Source organism: Paenibacillus sp. LT-B23 (assembly GCF_059417685.1).
Genome location: NZ_JBSQBM010000020.1, coordinates 46,827 through 66,952, shown reverse-complemented (window position 1 = coordinate 66,952; position 20,126 = coordinate 46,827). Strand labels below are relative to the sequence as shown.

The 20,126-nt window shown below is 43.1% G+C and carries 20 protein-coding genes and 1 pseudogene; 20 read left to right on the top strand and 1 reads right to left on the bottom strand.

All coding sequences use genetic code 11. The features are described from left to right. Positions 1 to 22: 22 nt before the first annotated feature. The 13 genes from ACWXW9_RS22045 (at position 23) to ACWXW9_RS21985 (ending at position 13,111) form a co-directional block, all read left to right on the top strand. Entirely contained in the window at positions 23 to 475 is a 453-nt protein-coding gene (locus ACWXW9_RS22045; protein WP_431087601.1) for a GAF domain-containing protein, read from the top strand. A 1-nt stretch (position 476) separates the two neighbouring features. Further along, a complete protein-coding gene (locus ACWXW9_RS22040) occupies positions 477 to 1,541 on the top strand; it encodes a PAS domain-containing sensor histidine kinase (protein WP_494931178.1) in 1,065 nt (354 codons plus the stop codon). Positions 1,542 to 1,548: 7 nt separating this feature from the next. After that, the gene (locus ACWXW9_RS22035; RefSeq protein ID WP_023989699.1) at positions 1,549 to 2,196 is read left to right on the top strand and encodes a response regulator transcription factor; all 648 of its coding nucleotides are present in this window, start codon (positions 1,549 to 1,551) and stop codon (positions 2,194 to 2,196) included. Between the two features lie 22 nt (positions 2,197 to 2,218). After that, complete coding sequence (locus ACWXW9_RS22030; protein WP_494931177.1) at positions 2,219 to 2,746, top strand: hemerythrin domain-containing protein; 528 nt, start codon at positions 2,219 to 2,221, stop codon at positions 2,744 to 2,746. A gap of 167 nt (positions 2,747 to 2,913) precedes the next feature. Then, positions 2,914 to 4,068 carry an MFS transporter gene (locus ACWXW9_RS22025; RefSeq protein ID WP_494931176.1) on the top strand — a complete coding sequence of 385 codons (1,155 nt, stop codon included), beginning with the start codon at positions 2,914 to 2,916 and terminating at the stop codon, positions 4,066 to 4,068. After that, complete coding sequence (locus tag ACWXW9_RS22020; RefSeq protein ID WP_494931175.1) at positions 4,061 to 5,080, top strand: ThiF family adenylyltransferase; 1,020 nt, start codon at positions 4,061 to 4,063, stop codon at positions 5,078 to 5,080. Before ACWXW9_RS22025 ends, ACWXW9_RS22020 begins: the two co-directional genes overlap by 8 nt. 85 nt (positions 5,081 to 5,165) lie before the next feature. Continuing rightward, on the top strand, positions 5,166 to 5,609 hold the full coding sequence (locus tag ACWXW9_RS22015) for a molybdenum cofactor biosynthesis protein MoaE (protein WP_494931174.1): 444 nt from the start codon (positions 5,166 to 5,168) through the stop codon (positions 5,607 to 5,609). After that, positions 5,602 to 5,835 carry a MoaD/ThiS family protein gene (locus ACWXW9_RS22010; protein WP_354453976.1) on the top strand — a complete coding sequence of 78 codons (234 nt, stop codon included), beginning with the start codon at positions 5,602 to 5,604 and terminating at the stop codon, positions 5,833 to 5,835. The genes ACWXW9_RS22015 and ACWXW9_RS22010 overlap by 8 nt, the downstream gene beginning before the upstream one ends. Positions 5,836 to 5,874: 39 nt before the next feature. Beyond that, complete coding sequence (gene moaA / locus ACWXW9_RS22005; protein WP_494931173.1) at positions 5,875 to 6,891, top strand: GTP 3',8-cyclase MoaA; 1,017 nt, start codon at positions 5,875 to 5,877, stop codon at positions 6,889 to 6,891. Positions 6,892 to 7,473: 582 nt separating this feature from the next. Beyond that, on the top strand, positions 7,474 to 8,310 hold the full coding sequence (gene licT / locus ACWXW9_RS22000; RefSeq protein ID WP_494931172.1) for a BglG family transcription antiterminator LicT: 837 nt from the start codon (positions 7,474 to 7,476) through the stop codon (positions 8,308 to 8,310). A gap of 201 nt (positions 8,311 to 8,511) precedes the next feature. Continuing rightward, on the top strand, positions 8,512 to 10,425 hold the full coding sequence (locus tag ACWXW9_RS21995; protein ID WP_494931171.1) for a beta-glucoside-specific PTS transporter subunit IIABC: 1,914 nt from the start codon (positions 8,512 to 8,514) through the stop codon (positions 10,423 to 10,425). A gap of 114 nt (positions 10,426 to 10,539) precedes the next feature. Beyond that, on the top strand, positions 10,540 to 11,997 hold the full coding sequence (locus ACWXW9_RS21990) for a glycoside hydrolase family 1 protein (RefSeq protein WP_494931170.1): 1,458 nt from the start codon (positions 10,540 to 10,542) through the stop codon (positions 11,995 to 11,997). Positions 11,998 to 12,274: 277 nt separating this feature from the next. After that, a complete protein-coding gene (locus ACWXW9_RS21985) occupies positions 12,275 to 13,111 on the top strand; it encodes a methyl-accepting chemotaxis protein (RefSeq protein ID WP_494931169.1) in 837 nt (278 codons plus the stop codon). An 83-nt stretch (positions 13,112 to 13,194) separates the two neighbouring features. Here the strand turns inward: ACWXW9_RS21985 and ACWXW9_RS21980 are convergent, their stop codons facing one another. Further along, a complete protein-coding gene (locus ACWXW9_RS21980) occupies positions 13,195 to 13,692 on the bottom strand; it encodes a nuclear transport factor 2 family protein (protein ID WP_494931168.1) in 498 nt (165 codons plus the stop codon). Between the two features lie 220 nt (positions 13,693 to 13,912). Here ACWXW9_RS21980 and ACWXW9_RS21975 point away from each other — a divergent pair, with 220 nt between their 5' ends. From ACWXW9_RS21975 to ACWXW9_RS21945, 7 genes and pseudogenes are all read left to right on the top strand, one after another. Next, positions 13,913 to 14,464: a TetR/AcrR family transcriptional regulator C-terminal domain-containing protein gene (locus ACWXW9_RS21975; protein WP_494931167.1), complete on the top strand. Its 552-nt coding sequence runs from the start codon at positions 13,913 to 13,915 to the stop codon at positions 14,462 to 14,464. Positions 14,465 to 14,506: 42 nt separating this feature from the next. Further along, positions 14,507 to 14,725, top strand: a complete 219-nt coding sequence (locus tag ACWXW9_RS21970; protein ID WP_494931166.1) for a hypothetical protein — start codon at positions 14,507 to 14,509, stop codon at positions 14,723 to 14,725. A 222-nt stretch (positions 14,726 to 14,947) separates the two neighbouring features. Continuing rightward, positions 14,948 to 15,541 (top strand): annotated as a pseudogene (locus ACWXW9_RS21965) (alpha/beta fold hydrolase); the annotation flags it as partial. Between the two features lie 201 nt (positions 15,542 to 15,742). Further along, positions 15,743 to 16,138, top strand: coding sequence for a hypothetical protein (locus ACWXW9_RS21960; RefSeq protein WP_494931165.1), 396 nt, complete (start codon positions 15,743 to 15,745; stop codon positions 16,136 to 16,138). Positions 16,139 to 16,488: 350 nt separating this feature from the next. Beyond that, the gene (locus ACWXW9_RS21955) at positions 16,489 to 17,499 is read left to right on the top strand and encodes an ABC transporter permease (RefSeq protein WP_483873096.1); all 1,011 of its coding nucleotides are present in this window, start codon (positions 16,489 to 16,491) and stop codon (positions 17,497 to 17,499) included. 35 nt (positions 17,500 to 17,534) lie between these two features. Then, complete coding sequence (locus ACWXW9_RS21950; protein WP_494931164.1) at positions 17,535 to 18,443, top strand: ABC transporter permease; 909 nt, start codon at positions 17,535 to 17,537, stop codon at positions 18,441 to 18,443. 33 nt (positions 18,444 to 18,476) lie between these two features. After that, a complete protein-coding gene (locus ACWXW9_RS21945) occupies positions 18,477 to 20,069 on the top strand; it encodes an ABC transporter substrate-binding protein (RefSeq protein WP_494931163.1) in 1,593 nt (530 codons plus the stop codon). The last annotated feature ends 57 nt before the right edge of the window (positions 20,070 to 20,126 follow it).

Below are 20,126 nucleotides of genomic sequence, written 5' to 3'. Positions count from 1 at the left end.
CTAATTCTATTAGGAGAGAGCGATGAATAATAGGATGGATTATCAAAGGGAGCTTGAGCGAATACGCGAACATTTCGGTTATGATTTCATGGCGCTTGCTCTGGTTGAACCGGCCGAATATCAATACGTAATTAAATGGAAAAATGCAGCCGGTAATTTAAATGATCGCTTTAAGCGGATTGTGCTGCAATCCGGTAAGGGCATAGCAGGAATCGTGTTTAAAACCGGGAAATCCGTTTTCATTCCATCTGTTTATCAATATGTGGGGGCAGACAACCTGTTTAACTATCCGATCGTTCAATCCGAGAGGCTCAAGAGTCTCGGGGCTGTTCCCCTATGGAATGATGCTCGCGTCGCGGGCGTACTGCTTGGTGGATTTCGGGAAGAACAGCTGATGACCGAAGCCATGATGCGTGATTTGGAAGACTTGGCGCACAGGGGAATTGGAGAGTTGAACGGGAAGGAAGTGATGTGAATTGACATTGTCTGTAGGGACTGGCTCTTTGAGTGCGCTGATGGTGAAGTTGTTTGAGAACAGTACGGAAGCCATTTTCTTTTTTGATAGGCAAGGGAATACCCTAGCCATGAACCCGGCAGCTGAGGAGATTGTGGGCGATGACGTCCTCATTCAACTCTATGAAGGGAAGGAAAGAGCTTTATGTGGAACATGTAGGGGCTATACAAGCGAAATGGAGCCCCGTACCTGCCTTGATTGTTATTTCAATATGCCAGAATCCAAGGACTTCGCTTCTTTTCAGGTGTATCTGGAAACGAAGAGCAACGGAATGGTTCCCTATGCCGCTTCTTTTCACACCATTGATTCTGAACATGGAACACGGGTGTTGATGTTGAGAGACTTGACTCCGCAATTTCAGACGCAGGAAAAATTGTATCAAAACAAAATGATGAAGCATGTCATTGAAGCGCAGGAAAATGAGCGTAAACGGCTTTCCAGGGAACTGCACGACAGCGTCGCCCAGGAATTGATGAGCGCGGTAGTTGAACTACGGGTGTTAAAATACATGACGAATGATGAACAGCTCATCAAAAACATGAAGCAGACTGAAGCATCCATGACGCGATTGCTGGATGATATCCGCAACCTGTCTGTGGAACTACGCCCCGCTACACTTGATGATTTTGGGCTTGAAGCGGCATTTCGTTCCCACTTTAAGAGGGTTGAACAAAGCTTTGGTCTTGTCGTTGAATTTGTGTCGGATCTTCCCCAAAAGCGATATGGAAGTGAAAAGGAAACGGTCATTTATCGTGTCTGCCAGGAGGCTGTTCTCAATGCCTTGAAGTATGCCCAGGTAGACATGGTTAAAGTTTCTTTGACTGAGCACGATCATACGCTTCGTTTGACTGTAGAGGACGATGGAATTGGCTTTGAAAAGGGGAGCAAGCCTATTGGAACGGGATTAGGGTTATATGGTATGCAGGAGCGAGCAGAGCTGGTAGGCGGAAGTTTTGGCGTCCTTTCAAATGTTGGTCAGGGAACCAAAGTCTTTTTACAAATTCCGATTGGCCAAGAGGAGGAATAGAGACTTGATCAAAATTGTGTTAGCGGATGACCATGCGATTGTACGAAGCGGATTTTCCATGATTTTGAACTTCCAATCAGATATGGAGGTTGTCGGAACGGCTGCGGATGGCATTGAAGCGTATACGATGGTGGCTAAATATCGTCCGGATATTCTAATCATGGACCTCAGCATGCCCCCAGGCGAAAGTGGATTGATCGCCACAGGCAAGATTAAAGAGGACCATCCTGATACTAAAATTCTGATTCTGACCATGCATGACGATGAAGAATATCTTTTTCATATTTTAAAGAATGGTGCTTCAGGATACGTTTTGAAAAATGCTCCAGATGAGGAGCTATTGCTTGCTATACGAACCATTCATGGGGGTGGGACTTATATCCATCCTAAAATGGCCACCTCTCTCGTTCGTGAGTTCATCAAAAAAGATACGACGTCACAATCAGAAGATCCATATGAGATCCTGTCCAAGCGGGAACTGGAGATTCTGCCTCTGGTCGCAAAAGGTTACGGTAACAAGGAAGTTGCGGAAAAGCTGTTCATCTCTGTCAAGACGGTGGAAGCGAACAAAGCGAAAATCATGGAAAAATTGAATTTAAGAAGCCGGCCTGAACTGGTCCAATATGCGTTAAAGAAAAAAATGCTGGATTTTTAGCCGATGAATGGAGGAAATCCGCGTGCCGGAAAATGAGAAAATGCGCTTTTCCAAACCCGCCATGCGTATTCTTGAAAATGAGCATCGATATCTAACATATCTGATGGATGAATGGCATGCCATTGTACTGTGGTTTGAGCACAGAATGCTAGATATGGAAGAAGGCCGCAAGCAACTGGAAAAGCTGAGAATGCAGATTATCGATTTTATGATACCCCTCAAGAAGCATACCGAAAAGGAAGAAGAACACTTCTTTTCGCTGCTAGGAACCTACATTGGTTTTGAACAGGGGCCGCTCGTCGGTATACAGGAGGAGCACCGTGAAATAGAAGGCTATATCGGTCATTTTCTTTATCAGACGGAGGGCGATTTGAGTTTGCTCTCGCTTGATGAGATTCAGGAGGTGGCCAAGAACGCGGGAGAGGCCTTTGAAGTGCTGACTGTACATTTTATAAAAGAGGAAACTGTACTTTTTCCTATGGCAGAGCAACAGATCAATCGGAATGATCTGACCAAGTTATGTGACAAATTAAATACGCTTATATCTTGAACAGACCAAGCCGCTTCTTATGAAGGCGGCTTTTTTTATTTTCAGGGACTCCCCTGTAAGGGAAAGGGGAGTCCCCTATATTCGAAAAGAACGGCTAGCGGCTACAATGGGGACAGAAAATTCAAATAAATAATTCGACAGAAAAAACGTTGAAAAAGGTGAGTTGAATGATTAGAAAAATGCAGTTGCCGCTACAAACAATGAACTTGATTCTTGGATTCATGGTATGGGTTATCATTTCTTCCCTCATGCCGTTTATTACCGAAGATATTGCTATTCCACCCGGAAAATTGGCCATGGTCACGGCGATTCCGGTCGTGCTTGGATCGATTCTGCGCATTCCTTTGGGTTACTATGCCAACATCTTCGGAGCAAGAATCGTTTTTCTCGTTAGCTTTATTTTGCTTTTGTTTCCCGTCTACTATATCAGTGAAGCTTCTACGATGATGGATTTAATTATCGGGGGCTTGTTCCTTGGGATTGGAGGAGCTGTGTTCTCGGTTGGGGTGACTTCGCTGCCGAAGTATTATCCAAAGGAAAAGCATGGGTTTGTAAATGGAATGTATGGTATAGGAAATTTGGGAACAGCCGTCACTACCTTCTCGGCCCCTATTGTGGCTACCCAAATTGGCTGGGCCCCTACAGTGAAGCTGTATCTCATTCTGCTGCTTGTTTTTATCCTTTTGAATTTCTTCTTAGGGGACCGTCAAGAAGCTAAAGTAAAGACGCCCATTATGGAACAGATCAAAGGGGTTTACAAAAATGAAAAGCTTTGGTTTTTCTCGCTCTTTTATTTTATTACGTTTGGCTCATTTGTAGCGTTCACGGTGTACTTGCCGAATTTCCTGGTATCGAATTTTGAACTGACTAAAGTGGATGCAGGGATGCGCACAGCAGGCTTCATTGCGATTGCCACTTTCTTCCGCCCCATCGGTGGCTGGCTGGCGGATCGGTTTCAGCCCCTGTTCCTGCTGGTAGGTACGTTCTCTGTTTATACGGTCGCTGCGATTCTTTTGGCTTTTTCACCAGGGATCACCCTTTATACAGTAGGCTGCTTGGCGATCGCTGTATGTGCTGGAATGGGGAACGGCGTCATTTTCAAGCTAGTTCCATTTTATTTTAATAAACAGGCAGGCATAGTTAACGGAATTGTATCCATGATGGGCGGTCTCGGTGGCTTTTTCCCTCCGATCTTGTTGTCGACGATTCATGCCGCTACTGGCCAATATTCCATTGGATTCATGCTACTCTCCCAAGTGGCGCTGGCTAGCCTGATCCTCGTTATATGGCTGTATTATCAAGGGACACAATCTAATGAATGAACGTTATTCAAGACAGATCTTATTTAGACCCATCGGCGGCGAAGGGCAGCGTAATCTGTCCGCTGCTGTCGTCACCATTATCGGTTGCGGAGCATTGGGTTCCACCATTGCCGAAACACTGGTAAGAGCGGGCGTTGGAGAGCTTCACCTTGTCGACAGGGATTATGTGGAGCTGTCGAATCTGCAACGTCAGCAACTGTTCACAGAACAGGACGCCGCGGAAATGCTGCCCAAGGTTATGGCTGCCGAAAGAAGGTTGAAGGCCATACGAGAAAACGTACGGTTGTACACATATCTCGACAATCTGGATGCTGGGCTTGTACAAGAGCTTGCGGGCAAAAGTACATTAATTATGGATGCAACGGACAATTTCGAAACCCGCCTTCTCATAAATGATGCCGTATTGAAGGCTGGAATTCCATGGATTTACGGAGCCTGTGTTGGAAGCACAGGCGTCGTTTTTCCTTTCGTGCCGGGCAAGTCAGCCTGTTTTCGCTGCCTTCTGCCATCGCTGCCAGCGATCAATCAGACCTGCGATACGGCTGGAATCATCTCACCCGCAGTCCAGGTGACGGCCGCTCTCCAATGTACAGAAGCCATGAAATGGCTGAGCGGCAGACGTGATAAGATGCGCCGCAAGGTTCATCTATTTGATTTATGGGAAAACACGCAGATGGACATAGGGATTTCCCGCATCCGTAACCAAGATTGTCCAACCTGTGGAGAACATCCTACGTTTCCTGCACTGACAGCATCACGCCGCTCGGCGTATGCTGCCCTGTGTGGACGGGATGTGGTGCAGGTTCTTCCGGATCCCCATCGTCCGATTACGCTGGACGATGCAGAGAAAATGGGCAGTCTTATGGCGGGAAGTGTAAAAAGAACCCCTTACTTCGTTGAATTTTATGCCTTTAAGCATCGAATGATTCTATTTAAAAACGGAAGGCTTCTCATTCACGGTGTCCGGAGTGTTGCCAACGGTCAAAAACTATATCATCAGTTGTTCGGTTAAACGAGATGTAGATACAAAAAGCAGAAACATTTAAAAGAGTCTGTCACCGGAGAGTGGCTTGTCCGGTGGCTGGAAGGTGGAAAAGATGAGTGTATTTGAAATCGTAACGGAGCCCATTATCCCGCAGGCTTATGCGGATTATGTCTTAAGGCCAGAAGCGGGAGCGGTGACCGTGTTTACAGGGCACGTACGAGAGTGGACCCAAGGCGTGCGGACGTTATATCTCGCTTATGAGGCCTATGTACCCATGGCCAAGAAAAAGCTCGCGGAGATTGGCCACGAAATTGAACAGAAATGGGAAGGGACAAGAGTAGCGATTGGGCACCGGATTGGCGAGCTTCAAATCGGTGATATCGCCGTTGTTATCGCCGTTTCTTCACCGCATCGCTCAGAAGCCTATAAAGCCAACGAATATGCGATCGAACGAATTAAAGAGATGGTTCCGATCTGGAAACAAGAGATTTGGGATGACGGAACACAGTGGATTGGATACCAAAAGAAAAGGCCGGGGGAGATTAGTGATGATTAAATTGTACTATTTTGCGGGACTCCGTGAGGTGACGGGAATAGCTGAAGAAATGGCGGATTTGGTGGGTCGAACTGTTGGCGACTTATACGGTTGGATAGCAGAAAGATATCCAGATCTACCGATCAGTTCTGTACGAATTGCAGTAAACGAGGAATATGCGTTGCTTACGGATGTGCTGCAGGATGGAGACGTCGCAGCTTTTATTCCGCCCGTCAGCGGCGGTTAAAGATAACGATCCTAGACAACTAGAAAAGGAGGTGGCCACATGAGTTCACATCCACTGAAAGACCAATTGAGACGGCCGATTCGTGATTTACGTATATCCGTGACGGACCGCTGCAATTTTCGCTGTTCCTACTGCATGCCAAAAGAAATTTTCGGAGACGATTTTGCCTTTCTTCCCAAAAGTGAATGTCTGTCATTCGAAGAGATTCATCGGCTGGCGAAGCTCTTTGTAAGCGTAGGGGTAAAAAAAATCCGACTGACGGGCGGCGAACCATTAATGCGCCGGAACCTGCCCGACCTTGTCTCCAAAATCCTGTCCATTGACGGACTGGAAGATGTCGGTTTGACCACAAATGGTTTGCTACTAGGGCAACAGGCACAGCGCCTCTATGACGCGGGGTTACGACGGCTGAATGTCAGTGTGGACGCTCTGGATCCTGAACTGTTTGGGCGGTTGAATGGACGGGGCATTAAGCCTGCTTTTATTTTGAAGCAGATCGATTATGCACAAAAAATTGGCTTTGAAATCAAGGTCAATATGGTGGTACAAAAAGGTCTAAATGATTCCGAAATTTTGCCGATGGCTGCTTATTTTAAAGAACAGGGGATTACCCTTCGGTTTATTGAGTTTATGGATGCAGGGAACAGCATAGGGTGGAGCTTTAAAAAAGTTTTAACAAAAAAAGAAATTTATGAGCGTCTAAAAAATACTTACGAGCTGGAGCCAGTGGAGCGCAACTATTTTGGAGAAGTGGCAGAGCGCTATCGCTATAAAGACAGTGAGGCACAGGTTGGCTTTATTACCTCGGTTTCCGAATCGTTTTGTTCGTCCTGTACACGTGCACGCTTATCGTCTGATGGCAAGTTTTATACGTGCTTGTTTGCTTCAGCCGGTTTTGACCTACGTCATATGCTTCGCAACGGAGCGAGTGACGAAGAACTGCTCGCCGTGATTACTGAGGTATGGGAGCTACGTACTGACCGATATTCTGACGAACGCACTGAACAGACAGCAAAGAATAGAAAAAAAATCAACATGTCTTACATTGGTGGATGACATTTTATACCATAAAAATGTGCTGTATTTGTTGTGGCTGCCCCCAAAAAGAAAGCGCAAACATTTTTGTTGGCAAAACTTAAATTCGATGTTATTATGATCTTGGGATTGTTACTGAAAAGGCAAAACCCGGGACATGGAATTAGATTTCCATGTGTTGGGTTTTGCCTTTTCTTTTAGAATTCAAGCTTTTTATCCTGCAAGATATGAATATCTGGTCCAGCCATAACTCAGAAAGGTGAGTGATATAAAGCCTTACAAGTGCTGAACAACAAAGATGATGACGTCGACCAACGAATCGACATCCGAAAAATGATGTCATAGGACGTGGTTAACCGACTATATCCATTTTCAAAACGGAATATCAGATCGGTTTGGGAGCACTCAAGATCATTCAGGGAAAACGTAAGGCTTTTGTCTCTTAATATGAATGCGTTTTCATAACATGAAGTTGTAAATCAATACATTTAATTTGATTAACGACGAAGGTTTGATCGGCTATTACCGTCTTGTGACCTATCTGAAATTTCGCCCAGCATCTAAATCCTTTTTTAAATTTTATGGGATAAGGGGGGCAGTTAGATGATCATAACGAAGATATTTAATAACAACGCTATAATAGCCAAAGATTCAAAAAGAGATGAATTTGTTGTTATGGGGCGTGGTATTGCATTCAAAAAGAGTGCAGGGGAAAAAGTAGAAGAGCATTTAATTGAAAAGACCTTTGTGCTTAAACATAAAGATGCTTCAGAGAAATTTAAATTATTGTTAGAGGATGTTCCTTCAGAATATGTTTCGTTATGCTATGACATTATTGAATATGGAAAAAGCATATTAGAAGCACAATTGAGCGATTATATATATGTTTCTCTTACGGATCATATGAACAATGCATTTAAAATGTTCGATGAAGGGCTTAAAAATGCAAATCCGTTAATTTGGGAAATTAAAAAATTTTATCCCAAAGAATTTGGGGTTGGATTAAAAGCACTGGAGTTCATTGAAGACGAAACAGGCAAACGCTTGTCAGAAGATGAAGCAGGCAATATAGCCCTTCATTTAATAAATGCTCAAGTAAACAGCTCCTACAATAAGGTAGCAGATGTTGCACAGCAAACTCAAAAAATACAGGATATCTTAAATATTATTAAATACTCTTATAATAACACCATAGATGAACACTCAATCAGTTATGAGAGATTTATTACACATTTAAGATTCTTCTTTCAGCGATTAAATAAAAAAGAAAAAGTAGAACTGGAAGACGACTTTTTGTGGAGGCAAGTGAAAGCAAAGTACAAAAAGGCCTATGGCTGCATGCTGAAGATTGAGAAATACTTGAACACGGTATTGTCAGATGAGGAAAAGCTGTATATAACGATTCATATTCAGCGCGTAACCCAAAGACAAATTGAATAACTTCTTGGATTGTTACTGGTAATGCAGGCGAAACCAACCTAGATCGAATTCGATCTATTTGGTTTCGCCTTTTTTTATAAATACCATTATTTTGAATAGTTCAATTCCCTCGAAGGCACAATATATAGGCAGTCTATAATATTGCTGAAACGCTCTCGAGATGGATGCAAAATGCCAACTACAAATAAAGGGGAAGTTACGATGAAGTATGAGACATTAGCAAAAGACATTATCAAAAATGTCGGCGGCAAAGAAAATGTGAATAGTCTAACTCATTGTGTAACACGTTTGCGTTTCAAACTAAAAGATGAAAGCAAGGCCAATACAGAGGTTTTGAAAAACATGGATGGTGTTGTTACAGTAGTAAAAAGTGGTGGACAATACCAGGTTGTTATAGGTAACCATGTACCGGAGGTTTACGCTGAAGTTACTGCTGTAGGCGGTTTCCAGGAAGCCTCTTCAGAAGAAGCATCAGATGAAAAAGTGAGTTTGTTTAATAGATTCATTGATACCATTTCAGGTGTATTTACACCAACACTCGGTGTCCTGAGTGCCACAGGTATGATTAAGGGCTTCACTGCCTTATTTGTAGCTTTGGGCTGGCTGACCACTGCATCTGGTACCTATCAAATTCTCAATGCTTTAGGTGATTGTTTGTTTTATTTCTTTCCTGTTTTCCTGGGGTATACGTCAGCGAAAAAGTTCAATGCCAACATTTTTATAGGTATGGCTATAGGTGCATCGCTTGTGTACCCAACATTTAGCACGATAACAGCCTCGGGCAAACCACTGTACACTCTATTTAGCGGTACTATATTTGAGTCACCGGTATATATCACCTTCTTGGGTATTCCGGTCATTCTGATGAGCTATGCGTCAACCGTTCTTCCGATTATCATATCCACCTATGTAGGCTCAAAAATAGAAAACTTCTTTAAGAAGGTAATCCCTAGCGTAGTGAGAACATTTTTGGTTCCGTTTTTCACCTTGTTAGTTATTGTACCCTTAGCATTGATTGTGATTGGACCTCTCTCGACTTGGGCAGGTCAACTGCTTGGGGCAGCAACCCTCTTTGTGTATAACTTAAGTCCAATTATTGAAGGCATAATCATGGGCGCTTTCTGGCAAGTGTTTGTTATCTTTGGATTACACTGGGGACTTGTTCCTATCGCTATGAACAACTTGGCAGTACTTAAATTCGATCCGATTCTTGCGGCTACGCTGGGAGCTTCCTTTGCTCAGACGGGTGTCGTGCTGGCGATTTTGTTTAAAACCAAAAATGCAAAACTGAGATCACTTTCCATTCCAGCTGTCATCTCCGGGATTTTTGGTGTTACAGAACCAGCGATTTACGGGATTACATTGCCACGTAAGAAGCCATTTATTTTAAGTTGTATAGCGGCTGCAGTAGGTGGCGGTATTATAGGAATGATGGGCACTAAAGGTTATATCATTGGTGGACTGGGTATTTTCGCCATCCCGAGCTATATCAGTCCGGCAGGTATGGACAGCGGATTTTATGGAGCTATTATTGGAATCTTGGTAAGCTTTGTATTAGGATTCTTACTTATGTTCTTTAGCGGATTTAAAGATGATGAAGTGAAAGAAGCGAACAAGGAAGACAGCACAACAGGAGCAGCTAAAGGAGAAATTTTAGTCAAACAAGAGACTGTGATTAGTCCATTAAAAGGCGAAGTGAAGCCTTTATCTGAAGTCACGGACGAAGCCTTTTCGACAGGTGCCCTGGGTAAAGGGATTGCTATTGAACCTTCCGAAGGCAAGGTCGTTTCACCTGTAGATGGCGTATTAACATCATTATTTTCGTCAGGGCATGCGATCGGAATTACCAGTGATCATGGTGTTGAAGTCCTTATCCATGTAGGCAAGGATACGGTCAAATTAAAAGGCAAACATTTTTATCCTAAAGTAAAACAGGGGGATGCTGTTAAAAAAGGTCAGCTGCTCATGGAGTTTGATATGGAAGCGCTCAAAGAGGCTGGCTATGTTCTGACCACACCTGTAATCGTTGCCAATACTGCGAATTACCTGGATGTAATTGAAACGGAGAAGAAGTCGATTGAGTATCAAGAGGATTTATTGACGGTTGTAGTCTAATTCCGATAAATGGGAATTGGCATTCTGATAATGAGCTTAGGCTTCCGACGCGGTTTTTGTACGAAGCCATTGGAGGGAGCCTAAGCAGATAAAATGTTGAGGAGGAATTAAGCAATGAAAAACACAACTAATTTGGAGTTTCCGCAAGGATTTTTATGGGGAGGGGCTACGGCTGCTAACCAATTTGAAGGTGGATATAACGAAGACGGTAAGGGATTGAGCACAGCCGATGTAATTACAGCTGGGACACATACGACTTCCCGAAGAATTACACCTGTATTGGAAGCAGGAATGAACTATCCAAGTCACGAGGCTATTGATTTCTTCCATCACTATAAAGAGGATATCCGATTATTTGCAGAAATGGGTTTCAAGGTCTTTAGAATGTCCATTGCCTGGTCAAGAATATTTCCTAACGGAGATGATACAGAGCCGAATGAGCAAGGCTTACAGTTCTATGATCGTGTATTTGCAGAATTGAAAAAGTATAATATCGAGCCTTTGGTTACGATCTCACATTACGAAGCGCCGTTTAATCTAACTCAAAAATATAATGGCTGGTCTGACCGCAGAGTGGTAGACTTTTATGTGAGATATTGTGAAGTGCTTTTTAACAGATATCAAGATGTCGTAAAATACTGGCTGACCTTTAATGAAATCAATATTTTAACCTTGTCTTTTGGTGCGTTCATGGCTGGAGCCATGATGCCGGAGGGGAATGGAGAGCTTGCCCATGCTACAGTGAAGGATGAGCAGGTTCTGTATCAAGCTTTGCACCATCAGTTTATTGCGAGTGCAAAGGCAGTAAAACTGGGCCATGAAATCAACAAGGACTTTAAAATAGGCTGTATGATCGCTTATATGTGTTCATATCCACTTACATGTCATCCTGATGATATTCTGCTGGCCCAACAAAAGGATAACTTGAGCAATTTCCTGTGTTCAGATGTTCAAGTAAGAGGTGCATACCCTGGATTTGCCAAGCGATATTTTAAAGAAAATAGTATTGATATCGCCATGCAGGAACATGATGAGAATATCCTGAAAGAAGGCTGTGTGGATTTCTATACCTTCAGTTATTATTCATCTACTTGTGTCAGTGCCGATCCCAACCAGGAGAAGGTGGGAGGGAATTTATCCATGGGATTAAAGAATCCTCATTTGAAAGCAAGTGCTTGGGACTGGCAAATTGATCCACAGGGATTAAGATGGTCCCTCAATAACATTTATAACCGATATGAAATCCCGCTAATGGTTGTTGAAAATGGTCTTGGTGCCGTAGATACAGTAGAAGAAGACGGTTCAATTAACGATGATTATCGAATTGACTATCTGAAACAACACATTGAGCAAATGAAAGAAGCGATTGCTGATGGGGTAGACTTGATAGGCTATACTCCGTGGGGATGTATTGATCTGGTAAGTGCAGGAACCGGTGAAATGAAGAAGCGTTATGGGTTCATCTATGTGGATAAGGATAATGAAGGCAACGGGACATTTGCCAGATCCAGAAAGAAAAGCTTTTATTGGTATAAGAATGTGATCGAAACCAATGGAGAGCAGTTGGATTAAATCTTAGTACCTGTCTCAAAAAAAGTCATACATTCAGCGCGTGCCAATGTTCAATCGGTATGCGCTGTTTGAATTTATTATTAAATGAAAATAATACCTTAAATGGATCTATATTACAATAGAGAAAATGGATACCCTTCAGGAAATTACGATACATGTATACAGGTTAGGGTTCAACATCATCATTAGTATTTTTAAATTGACTAAAATATTTGGATGAAAATGTCGAAATATAGGATAGGGCATATATCAAAATATGAGGAAGTGGATACATATTATGAATCAAGTAGAAGCTGTTCTGGCCGCTATGCCGTTTATTAGGGAAGCTGCACGTCAAGATGTTTCAATTTCTGTAATGGATAGAGAAAAGTTTCTGTTCTTCCAATCAGGTAAAAGCTTAGTGTATGACTTCAAAGCAGGCGATCCTCTTCCTGACGTCCACAGAGACTTCAAAATGTTAGTGGGTGGTGAAAAGACCAGAGAGCGTTATGCTGCTGAAGTTTTTGGAATCGCTGCTGATTCATACTTTCACCCTATTAAGAATGTACAAAATGAGATTACGGCTGTGATGTGTATCACCTATAGTATGGATAATCAAGATCAATTGAAGAAGTTGATGACTCAAGCCGAGGAGGTTACAAGCAAGCTAGTTGAAGGGATTCAGCATGTGGCGGCCCATTCGGAGGAGCTTAGTGCGACGGCTGAAGAAATCCTGAGCAATACGAAAAAGGCGGTTGAAGATTCCGGTAACGTGACTGAAGTGGCCGGCTACATTAAGGAAATTTCAGAGCAGACCAACTTGCTTGGCTTAAATGCAGCAATTGAAGCTGCCCGGGTGGGTGAAGCTGGAGCGGGTTTTGGAGTCGTAGCTACAGAAATTCGCAAGATGTCCACGGGTACAAAAGAAGCAACCGGACGGATTGAACAGTCCCTGCAAGCCGTCAGACAATCGGTTTACAATATGGAGCAGGAGATCACGCAGATTGCGGTTTCCTCGCAAGAGCAAGCCAAACTTGTAACGGAATTTATGAATGTGATTGATCAACTAAATACCACCAACCACGGCTTGCGGAGCTTAGTGGAAAAAATGACTGATGATGCCGAAGCAGAATAAATAAATCGAAGCAGGGCAAATGAAAAATAACTCTAAACTTGATTACAAGTTTAGAGTTATTATCTGTGCTAATAGTGTCTTTTTTATGAGTATTGTTTATTTAGCAGTGCGGTATCATAGTATTCTTCGAAGGATTTTATTTTATTATTTTCAAATTTAAAGATCTGAACATATATTCCGTTGTATTTTATTTTTTTGTTTTCTCCCCATGCTCCATTTGCTGTGATATCAATATGGCTGCGTGTTTTCGTAACAATCGTGTCAGGGTTTTCACCTACCATGAACTCGTCAATGGTCCATTCGAAAGTCCCCTTCATATCATTGAAAATGGGATTAAAGAAACCTTTTACAGCTTCCCATCCTTCTTGAACAGCATCGTGCAAAACTGCCACATCATCAGTTGTAAATGGGGTAATTACAATCGGATTATCTTCAACCCACAGAGAATAAAATTTGTCTGTGTCCCCTAGGTATAGAGAAAAAAAGTCTATAATTACATCCATATTCTTTTTAGCAACTTCATTCTCGCTGCTGAATGACGCATTGACAGTTACATTTTTAATTTTTTTTGGATTCATCATGGTGCTCTCCTTCATGAAAAGATATCGAGTTGTTCCAGCAAAATCTACCAATTTATCTTGCCCGCTATTCACATAACCAGTATAAAGCATTGTTACTTGAATAATAATAGACTGATTCGTGGGAGTGTAAAAAAGTTTGACAGATTGATAGGAGTGTAAAAATTCTGGACAATATAAGAATAGAATTCAATGTAAAATGAAAATCTTGTGGAGGATTCATATGATACGAAAAACAACAGCTAAGGAACTACTTGCTGAATCCTTAATTAATTTGGCAAAAAAAAATCCGATACAATCGATCACCGTAACAGATATCACAGATAATTGTCAGGTAAGCAGACAAATGTTCTATTATCATTTCTCCAGTAAATATGATCTGATTTCATGGATTTACAATGATAAGGCCGATAAAATTATTCAGCAATATATAGAAAAAGAGCCGTGGGGACAGGTTGCCGGAAGAATTGTCGAGTTTATTAAAGAGGACTATATCTATTTTAAAAAAGCTTTTGATGATAAAACTCATTTGTCTTTTTATAATAATATTTTTAAGTACACTGTTGACTGTCACACCAAACATATTCTTAAGAAAACCAATAGTGATTCATTGCCTCCAGATATCCTTTTCGCTATAAAATTTAATGCATATGGTGGAGTTAACGTTACTAAGGACTGGCTTGAGAACGGTATGAAAGAATCTCCGGAAGAATTGGGTGAATTGATATTCTCAGCTATGCCCCTGCCTATAAAAAAACATTTTTATTTAGATTGATAAAGCAACTAAGATTTTGCAGTATGAGAGGATAGAATAAATATGGATTTTAAAGAGTTGGAGAACGAACGGATTTATTCGGAACTAGAGGATCAATGGGTGCGTGTATTTCTGGATTTGTTAAAAGATGAGGATCAGGAGGATTGGATGATTCCCTATTACAACACCTTCTTTTCTAACGGCAAGAAAATGATGGATATGAATCCTATTTTTTTCAGCGAAATCAAAATCCAGCCAAAAGTCCATCAAGATCATTCATGAAATAGCGGAAGAAGATGATGATGTTCGTTATTGGTTAGATACAAGTGAGAAAAATGAATTGGTTATTCTTTGTTCACCTTCGAAGCAACATGTCCCGAAGGTAAAGGAAATCGTAGAGAGCTGGATATATGAATGAGATTCTTTATCCATAAACACCCTTTGTCCGGTATAATAATGGGAAGAAGCTTGAGGATACATACGACCTCAGAGAGGTGATTTATAATGACAGTTGACGTAATGGTACGTAATAATATAAAAGTACTTGGCACAGGCGATCAAACGATTGTATTTGCTCATGGCTTCGGGTGCGATCAGGAGATGTGGCGTTATATCGTCCCTAGCTTTGTTAATAACTATCAAGTCGTGTTATTTGATTATGTAGGTTCTGGAGACTCTCAGATTAAGTATTATGACTCAGAAAAATATAGTGACTTGCAAGGGTATGCCCAGGATGTACTTGATGTTATGGAAGCGCTAAAATTGAGAGATACTATATTCGTTGGGCATTCCGTTAGCAGTATGATTGGAATGCTTGCTTCCATCCGTAATCCCCAATATTTTGAACGTATCGTGATGCTGGGCCCTTCTCCTCGTTATGTGAATGACCTCCCCTATTATTATGGAGGCTTTGATAAGAGTGATATTGATGAACTGCTCGATATGATGCAAATGAATTTTATCGGCTGGGCCAGCTATCTGGCACCTATCGTCATGCAGAATCCTGAACGGCAGGAATTAGCCGAAGAATTGGAGAAAACCTTTTGCTCCCGAGATCCCCATATTGCACGACAATTTGCGGAAGTTACTTTTTTCTCAGTTAACAACCACTCTTTATCAGGTAGATAAGTATACTCCCTTTGCTCTTATAGCGGTGCTGGTAGCTATAATGGGTGTCGTTGTGTTGGGGATAAGAAGAGGTAAAGGTGGTCAAGAGCCTGTAGCTCAGAAGGTATAGTCTGGCTATCTATTTATAATAGCTTTAAGAAAGTTCAAGAAAATCAGAAGGAAGTTGAAAAGATGGCTAAAAAAAGAGAGATTCCGACGATAGTTTACCGTAACAGCGGGCCTCGCTTGAATATAGGATATACTTTTGCACCGTTGGGTTATCAGGATGCGTACGAACCGGATATGGAGGAGATGGTCTTTATCTATGCGGATGACTTCGACTTGCTGTTGCCTGCATTAAAGTCAAAATATCCACTTACCGATCCTGATACAGGAGAAACGTATGAGTCCTTTGATCCCTGTTGGGATAATCCGATTTCGGAACCGGTGTGGCGTGAGATATTGTTGGAACTGGACGACTGGCCCGCCAGTGAGATGGAAATGCATGCTTTTATAGACTCTTTTACAGGCTGGGTGAGAGCGCAGTTGGAGCAGTCAGACGGCATAGTCGTGACCGGGAATTTGTAGAGTGGCAACCACATTTTAATTCAGAAGAGGTAAGTGAAGACTTGCTTCCCCAAAAAGATCCTTTGTCCTGTTGGATGAAGGATCTTTTTCAGTGTCGTAATAAATTGACATGGTAACGCGGTGTTGCTGCATCATAATAATGTTAGTTTTTTATATTACTTCCACTAAAAACGAACATTTATATAACATATAAAGTTACTTTAGTGCTTAAACGACAAAATTCGTCATTATTTTTAGTTATTCAGGACGTGGTTACTTCTCCTGTTCCTTAGTACAATTAATCAAAATAACAAGTGATGATAAAAAAGATGACAAATAAGCGAGGGATTACGGATAAGGGGGGACAGGCTGTGGCCGTTTACACACTACGCAGATTAATACAGATGATTCCGGCACTGCTTGGCATTGTCGTCATTACATTCATTATTTCGAGAGTGCTTCCGGGTGACCCTGCCGTGATGCTTGCGGGGGAACAGGCTACACCTGAGACGATTGAAAATATTCGCAGCAGCATGGGACTGGATCAACCGAAGTACATTCAATTCTTTCATTATGTAGGCGGGTTGTTCCAGGGTGATTTGGGTCAGGCTTACCACACCGGGCAATCGGTGGCGAGTGATTTTGCTACCCGCTTTCCGGCCACCATTGAGCTTGCACTGGCAAGCTTGATTATTGCGATTCTGGTTGCGATCCCGATCGGCATTCTGGCAGCCACTCGCAAAGAGTCGATTGTTGACCACATTTCACGTGTGTTTTCCCTGATTGGGGCGTGTATGCCCATCTTCTGGATCGGACTGTTGTTCATTTATATTTTCTACGCCAAATGGGGGATTGCTCCTGCACCAATGGGTCGAATCGGCGGTGACATCAATCCGCCAACACACATTACGGGACTTTATGTAATGGATAGTCTGATGACCGGTGATTTTGTAGCTTTAAAAAGCAGTCTATCCCATTTAGTTCTGCCTGCTCTATGCCTAAGCACAGGCACTATGGCGATTGTGGCGCGGATGATGCGCTCCAGCATGCTGGAGGTCATTGGTCAGGATTTTGTCAGGACAGCAAGAGCAAAGGGTCTGCGTGAGGGCGTTGTCATTTACAAGCACGCACTGATTAACGCCTTTATTCCCACACTTACTGTACTCGGCTTACAGGTCGGCTATCTGATTGGCGGGGCGGTTATTACGGAAACCATCTTTACCTGGCCGGGAGTCGGCAGTTATGTGACGGATTCCATTTTGGCCGCTGATTACGCACCCATTCAAGCTTTTACCTTAGTGAGTGCGCTAATTTACAGCTTCATCAACCTCGGCGTTGACTTGATCTACGGATTGATTGATCCGCGTATCCGGTACGAATAATGACACGAAGCACAAAAGTAGGGGGAGGTACTCGGATGAGCACTGCAAGTGATTTGGTGGCAAAAGCGGCTGTACCTCAGCCAAACGCAGCCGCTATACCGAAACGAAAGAGCTTTTGGCGATTGTTGTTTGGCAACAAACTGGCTTTAATCGGATTCATCTTCATTGTGGGATGGACGTTGATCGCAATCCTCTCATCATGGATCGTACCATATGATCCTTACGTAACCGATCCGGCTAACAAGCTGTTGCCACCAAGCGCAGAACATTGGTTTGGGACTGATAATTACGGACGTGACATTCTCAGCCGTGTCATCTACGGGGCAAGAATCAGCATATGGACAGGGATGATCGCCGTGGCGATCTCATTCATCATCGGCGTACCCCTTGGAGCCATCGCCGGCTTCTACGGCGGTCGAATGGGCAGCATTATTATGCGCTGTATGGATATCCTGCTTGCTTTTCCATCACTGGTACTCGCTATGGCGATTGCCGCAGCAATGGGGCCAGGGCTGATGAGTGCACTAATTGCCGTGGGCATTGTAGGTATTCCTGAATTCGCCAGACTGATTCACGGACAAACCATTTCTCTGCGGGAAAAAGAGTTTGTTGAGGCCAGCCGGGCCATTGGTGTAACCAACCGAACCATCTTGTTTCGCCACATTCTACCCAATGCGCTTGCTCCACTGCTAGTGAATGCAACGCTGGGGATGGGCTTTGCCATCCTGACATCAGCCAGTCTCAGCTTTTTGGGTCTTGGCGTCAAACCCCCGATTGCCGAGTGGGGCGCGATGATTTCAGAAGGGCGAGCATATATCATTTCCGGTGAGTGGTGGATTGTAACCTTCCCGGGCCTGGGCATTGCAACAGCTATTTTGGGCTTCAACTTGCTGGGAGACGGTTTGCGGGATGTTCTTGATCCCAGACTGCGTTCCAGCAAATAAAACAAATAGAACATCAAAGGGGAGAACGTAAGCATGTTGAAAAAAAGTCTTTCGGTAATTATCGTCTTGTCTACGCTGCTTTGGACGGCAGGCTGCGCAAGCAATGCCAATAGCCCGTCCGCTTCATCCGGAGAGAAAGGCACAGAAGCCTCATCCCCATCAAAGGCGATTACGCTTGCTTACTCAGAGGGAGGGTCAACGATGGACCCTGCTGAAGCAAGTGACCTTACATCCGATACGCTTGTGCTTGCGCTCTATGATCAGCTTGTGACCTACGGCAAGAAATCTACAAATAATGGCGAGGTTGCAGATACAGAAGCGATTAAACCGATGCTGGCTGAAAAATGGGAAGTATCAGCTGATAACCTGATCTACACGCTCCATCTGCGTAATGATGTTAAATTCCAAAGCGGCAACCCGCTAACAGCCAATTCTGTGCTGTATTCCCTGGAGCGGCTTAAAAATTCCGATTCCGGCAGCTTCCTTTACGGCATGAGCTCCATCAAAACGGCTACAGCCCCGGATGAGCATACGGTTGTCATTACATTGTCCCAACCCAACCATATGTTCCTGCAAATCCTGTCTTTGTACAACTTCTCCATCGTGGATGACAAGGTTGTCAAAGAAAATGGTGATGGTGATTATCTGAAAACACATGCGGCAGGTTCCGGGCCGTTCACACTTGAAAAATGGGACCCTGCATCAGAAGCTGTCTTCAATGCCAATGCGAGCTACTGGCAAGGTGCACCAAAATTAAGCAAAGTTACGATGAAGTTTACCAAAGAAGCTTCTAACCGTGTATTGCTGCTGGATAAAGGCGACGTCGACATGGCGATTGAAATTCCTGCAAAAGACGTCTCGAAGCTGGAAAGCAACACTGATCTGAAGGTTCAATCCAACGCAAGTAACCGGATTTTGTATTTTGCCATGAACAATAAAGTCAAACCTTTTAATGATCCAAAAGTACGTCAAGCGATCTCTTATGCTGTACCTTACGAGCAATTGATCGATGACGTAATGTACGGTCAAGCCAAACAAATGAAGAGTTCTGTGGCAAGTAACACACCTGGCTATAGTGATGCAGGTTACAGCTATAAGCACGACCTGACTAAAGCGAAACAACTCCTTACAGAAGCGGGTTATCCTAATGGGTTTAGCTTTGACCTGACCCTGGGCTCGGGCTTCCAGGATTGGGCGGATGACGCCGTATTAATCCAGGCTGAGCTTGCCAAAATCGGCGTAAAAATGAACGTTGTCAACGTTGCTCGTGCACAGTTCCTTGAACAACAGCGTGAAGGCAATCTGACAGCCTACATTTCCAAATGGACTTCCTTCGTTAACGACCCTGGTTACCATCTTGGGTTCCTGATGTACAGCGGCGGTTCCTCCAACTATATCCATTACGCCAACTCGGAAGTGGATAAGCTTTGGGAACAAGCAAGCAAAGAGCAAGATGAAAACAAACGCAAAGAGCTGTATGGCAAAGCGCAAGAGCTTATTAACCAGGATTCACCTTGGGCGTACTTGTATGAATACAACCGGATTGTAGGTATGGGCAAAGATATCACAGGATATGTTTACTATCCAGACGAAGTGATCCGCTTCTATTCATTGAATAAAGAATAAGTGTTGAAACTTACCTTGACGCCTTCGGTTTTTTACAGCCGAAGGCTGTCATTTTAC

Excerpts from the sequence above, each read along its gene's own strand:
- ACWXW9_RS22045 (WP_431087601.1), top strand. The coding sequence starts at position 23 with ATGAATAATAGGATGGATTATCAAAGGGAGCTTGAGCGAATACGCGAA.
- ACWXW9_RS22025 (WP_494931176.1), top strand. The coding sequence starts at position 2,914 with ATGATTAGAAAAATGCAGTTGCCGCTACAAACAATGAACTTGATTCTT.
- ACWXW9_RS22020 (WP_494931175.1), top strand. The coding sequence starts at position 4,061 with ATGAATGAACGTTATTCAAGACAGATCTTATTTAGACCCATCGGCGGC.
- ACWXW9_RS22015 (WP_494931174.1), top strand. The coding sequence starts at position 5,166 with ATGAGTGTATTTGAAATCGTAACGGAGCCCATTATCCCGCAGGCTTAT.
- ACWXW9_RS22010 (WP_354453976.1), top strand. The coding sequence starts at position 5,602 with ATGATTAAATTGTACTATTTTGCGGGACTCCGTGAGGTGACGGGAATA.
- moaA (WP_494931173.1), top strand. The coding sequence starts at position 5,875 with ATGAGTTCACATCCACTGAAAGACCAATTGAGACGGCCGATTCGTGAT.
- licT (WP_494931172.1), top strand. The coding sequence starts at position 7,474 with ATGATCATAACGAAGATATTTAATAACAACGCTATAATAGCCAAAGAT.
- ACWXW9_RS21995 (WP_494931171.1), top strand. The coding sequence starts at position 8,512 with ATGAAGTATGAGACATTAGCAAAAGACATTATCAAAAATGTCGGCGGC.
- ACWXW9_RS21990 (WP_494931170.1), top strand. The coding sequence starts at position 10,540 with ATGAAAAACACAACTAATTTGGAGTTTCCGCAAGGATTTTTATGGGGA.
- ACWXW9_RS21985 (WP_494931169.1), top strand. The coding sequence starts at position 12,275 with ATGAATCAAGTAGAAGCTGTTCTGGCCGCTATGCCGTTTATTAGGGAA.
- ACWXW9_RS21980 (WP_494931168.1), bottom strand. The coding sequence starts at position 13,692 with ATGATGAATCCAAAAAAAATTAAAAATGTAACTGTCAATGCGTCATTC.
- ACWXW9_RS21975 (WP_494931167.1), top strand. The coding sequence starts at position 13,913 with ATGATACGAAAAACAACAGCTAAGGAACTACTTGCTGAATCCTTAATT.
- ACWXW9_RS21970 (WP_494931166.1), top strand. The coding sequence starts at position 14,507 with ATGGATTTTAAAGAGTTGGAGAACGAACGGATTTATTCGGAACTAGAG.
- ACWXW9_RS21960 (WP_494931165.1), top strand. The coding sequence starts at position 15,743 with ATGGCTAAAAAAAGAGAGATTCCGACGATAGTTTACCGTAACAGCGGG.
- ACWXW9_RS21950 (WP_494931164.1), top strand. The coding sequence starts at position 17,535 with ATGAGCACTGCAAGTGATTTGGTGGCAAAAGCGGCTGTACCTCAGCCA.
- ACWXW9_RS21945 (WP_494931163.1), top strand. The coding sequence starts at position 18,477 with ATGTTGAAAAAAAGTCTTTCGGTAATTATCGTCTTGTCTACGCTGCTT.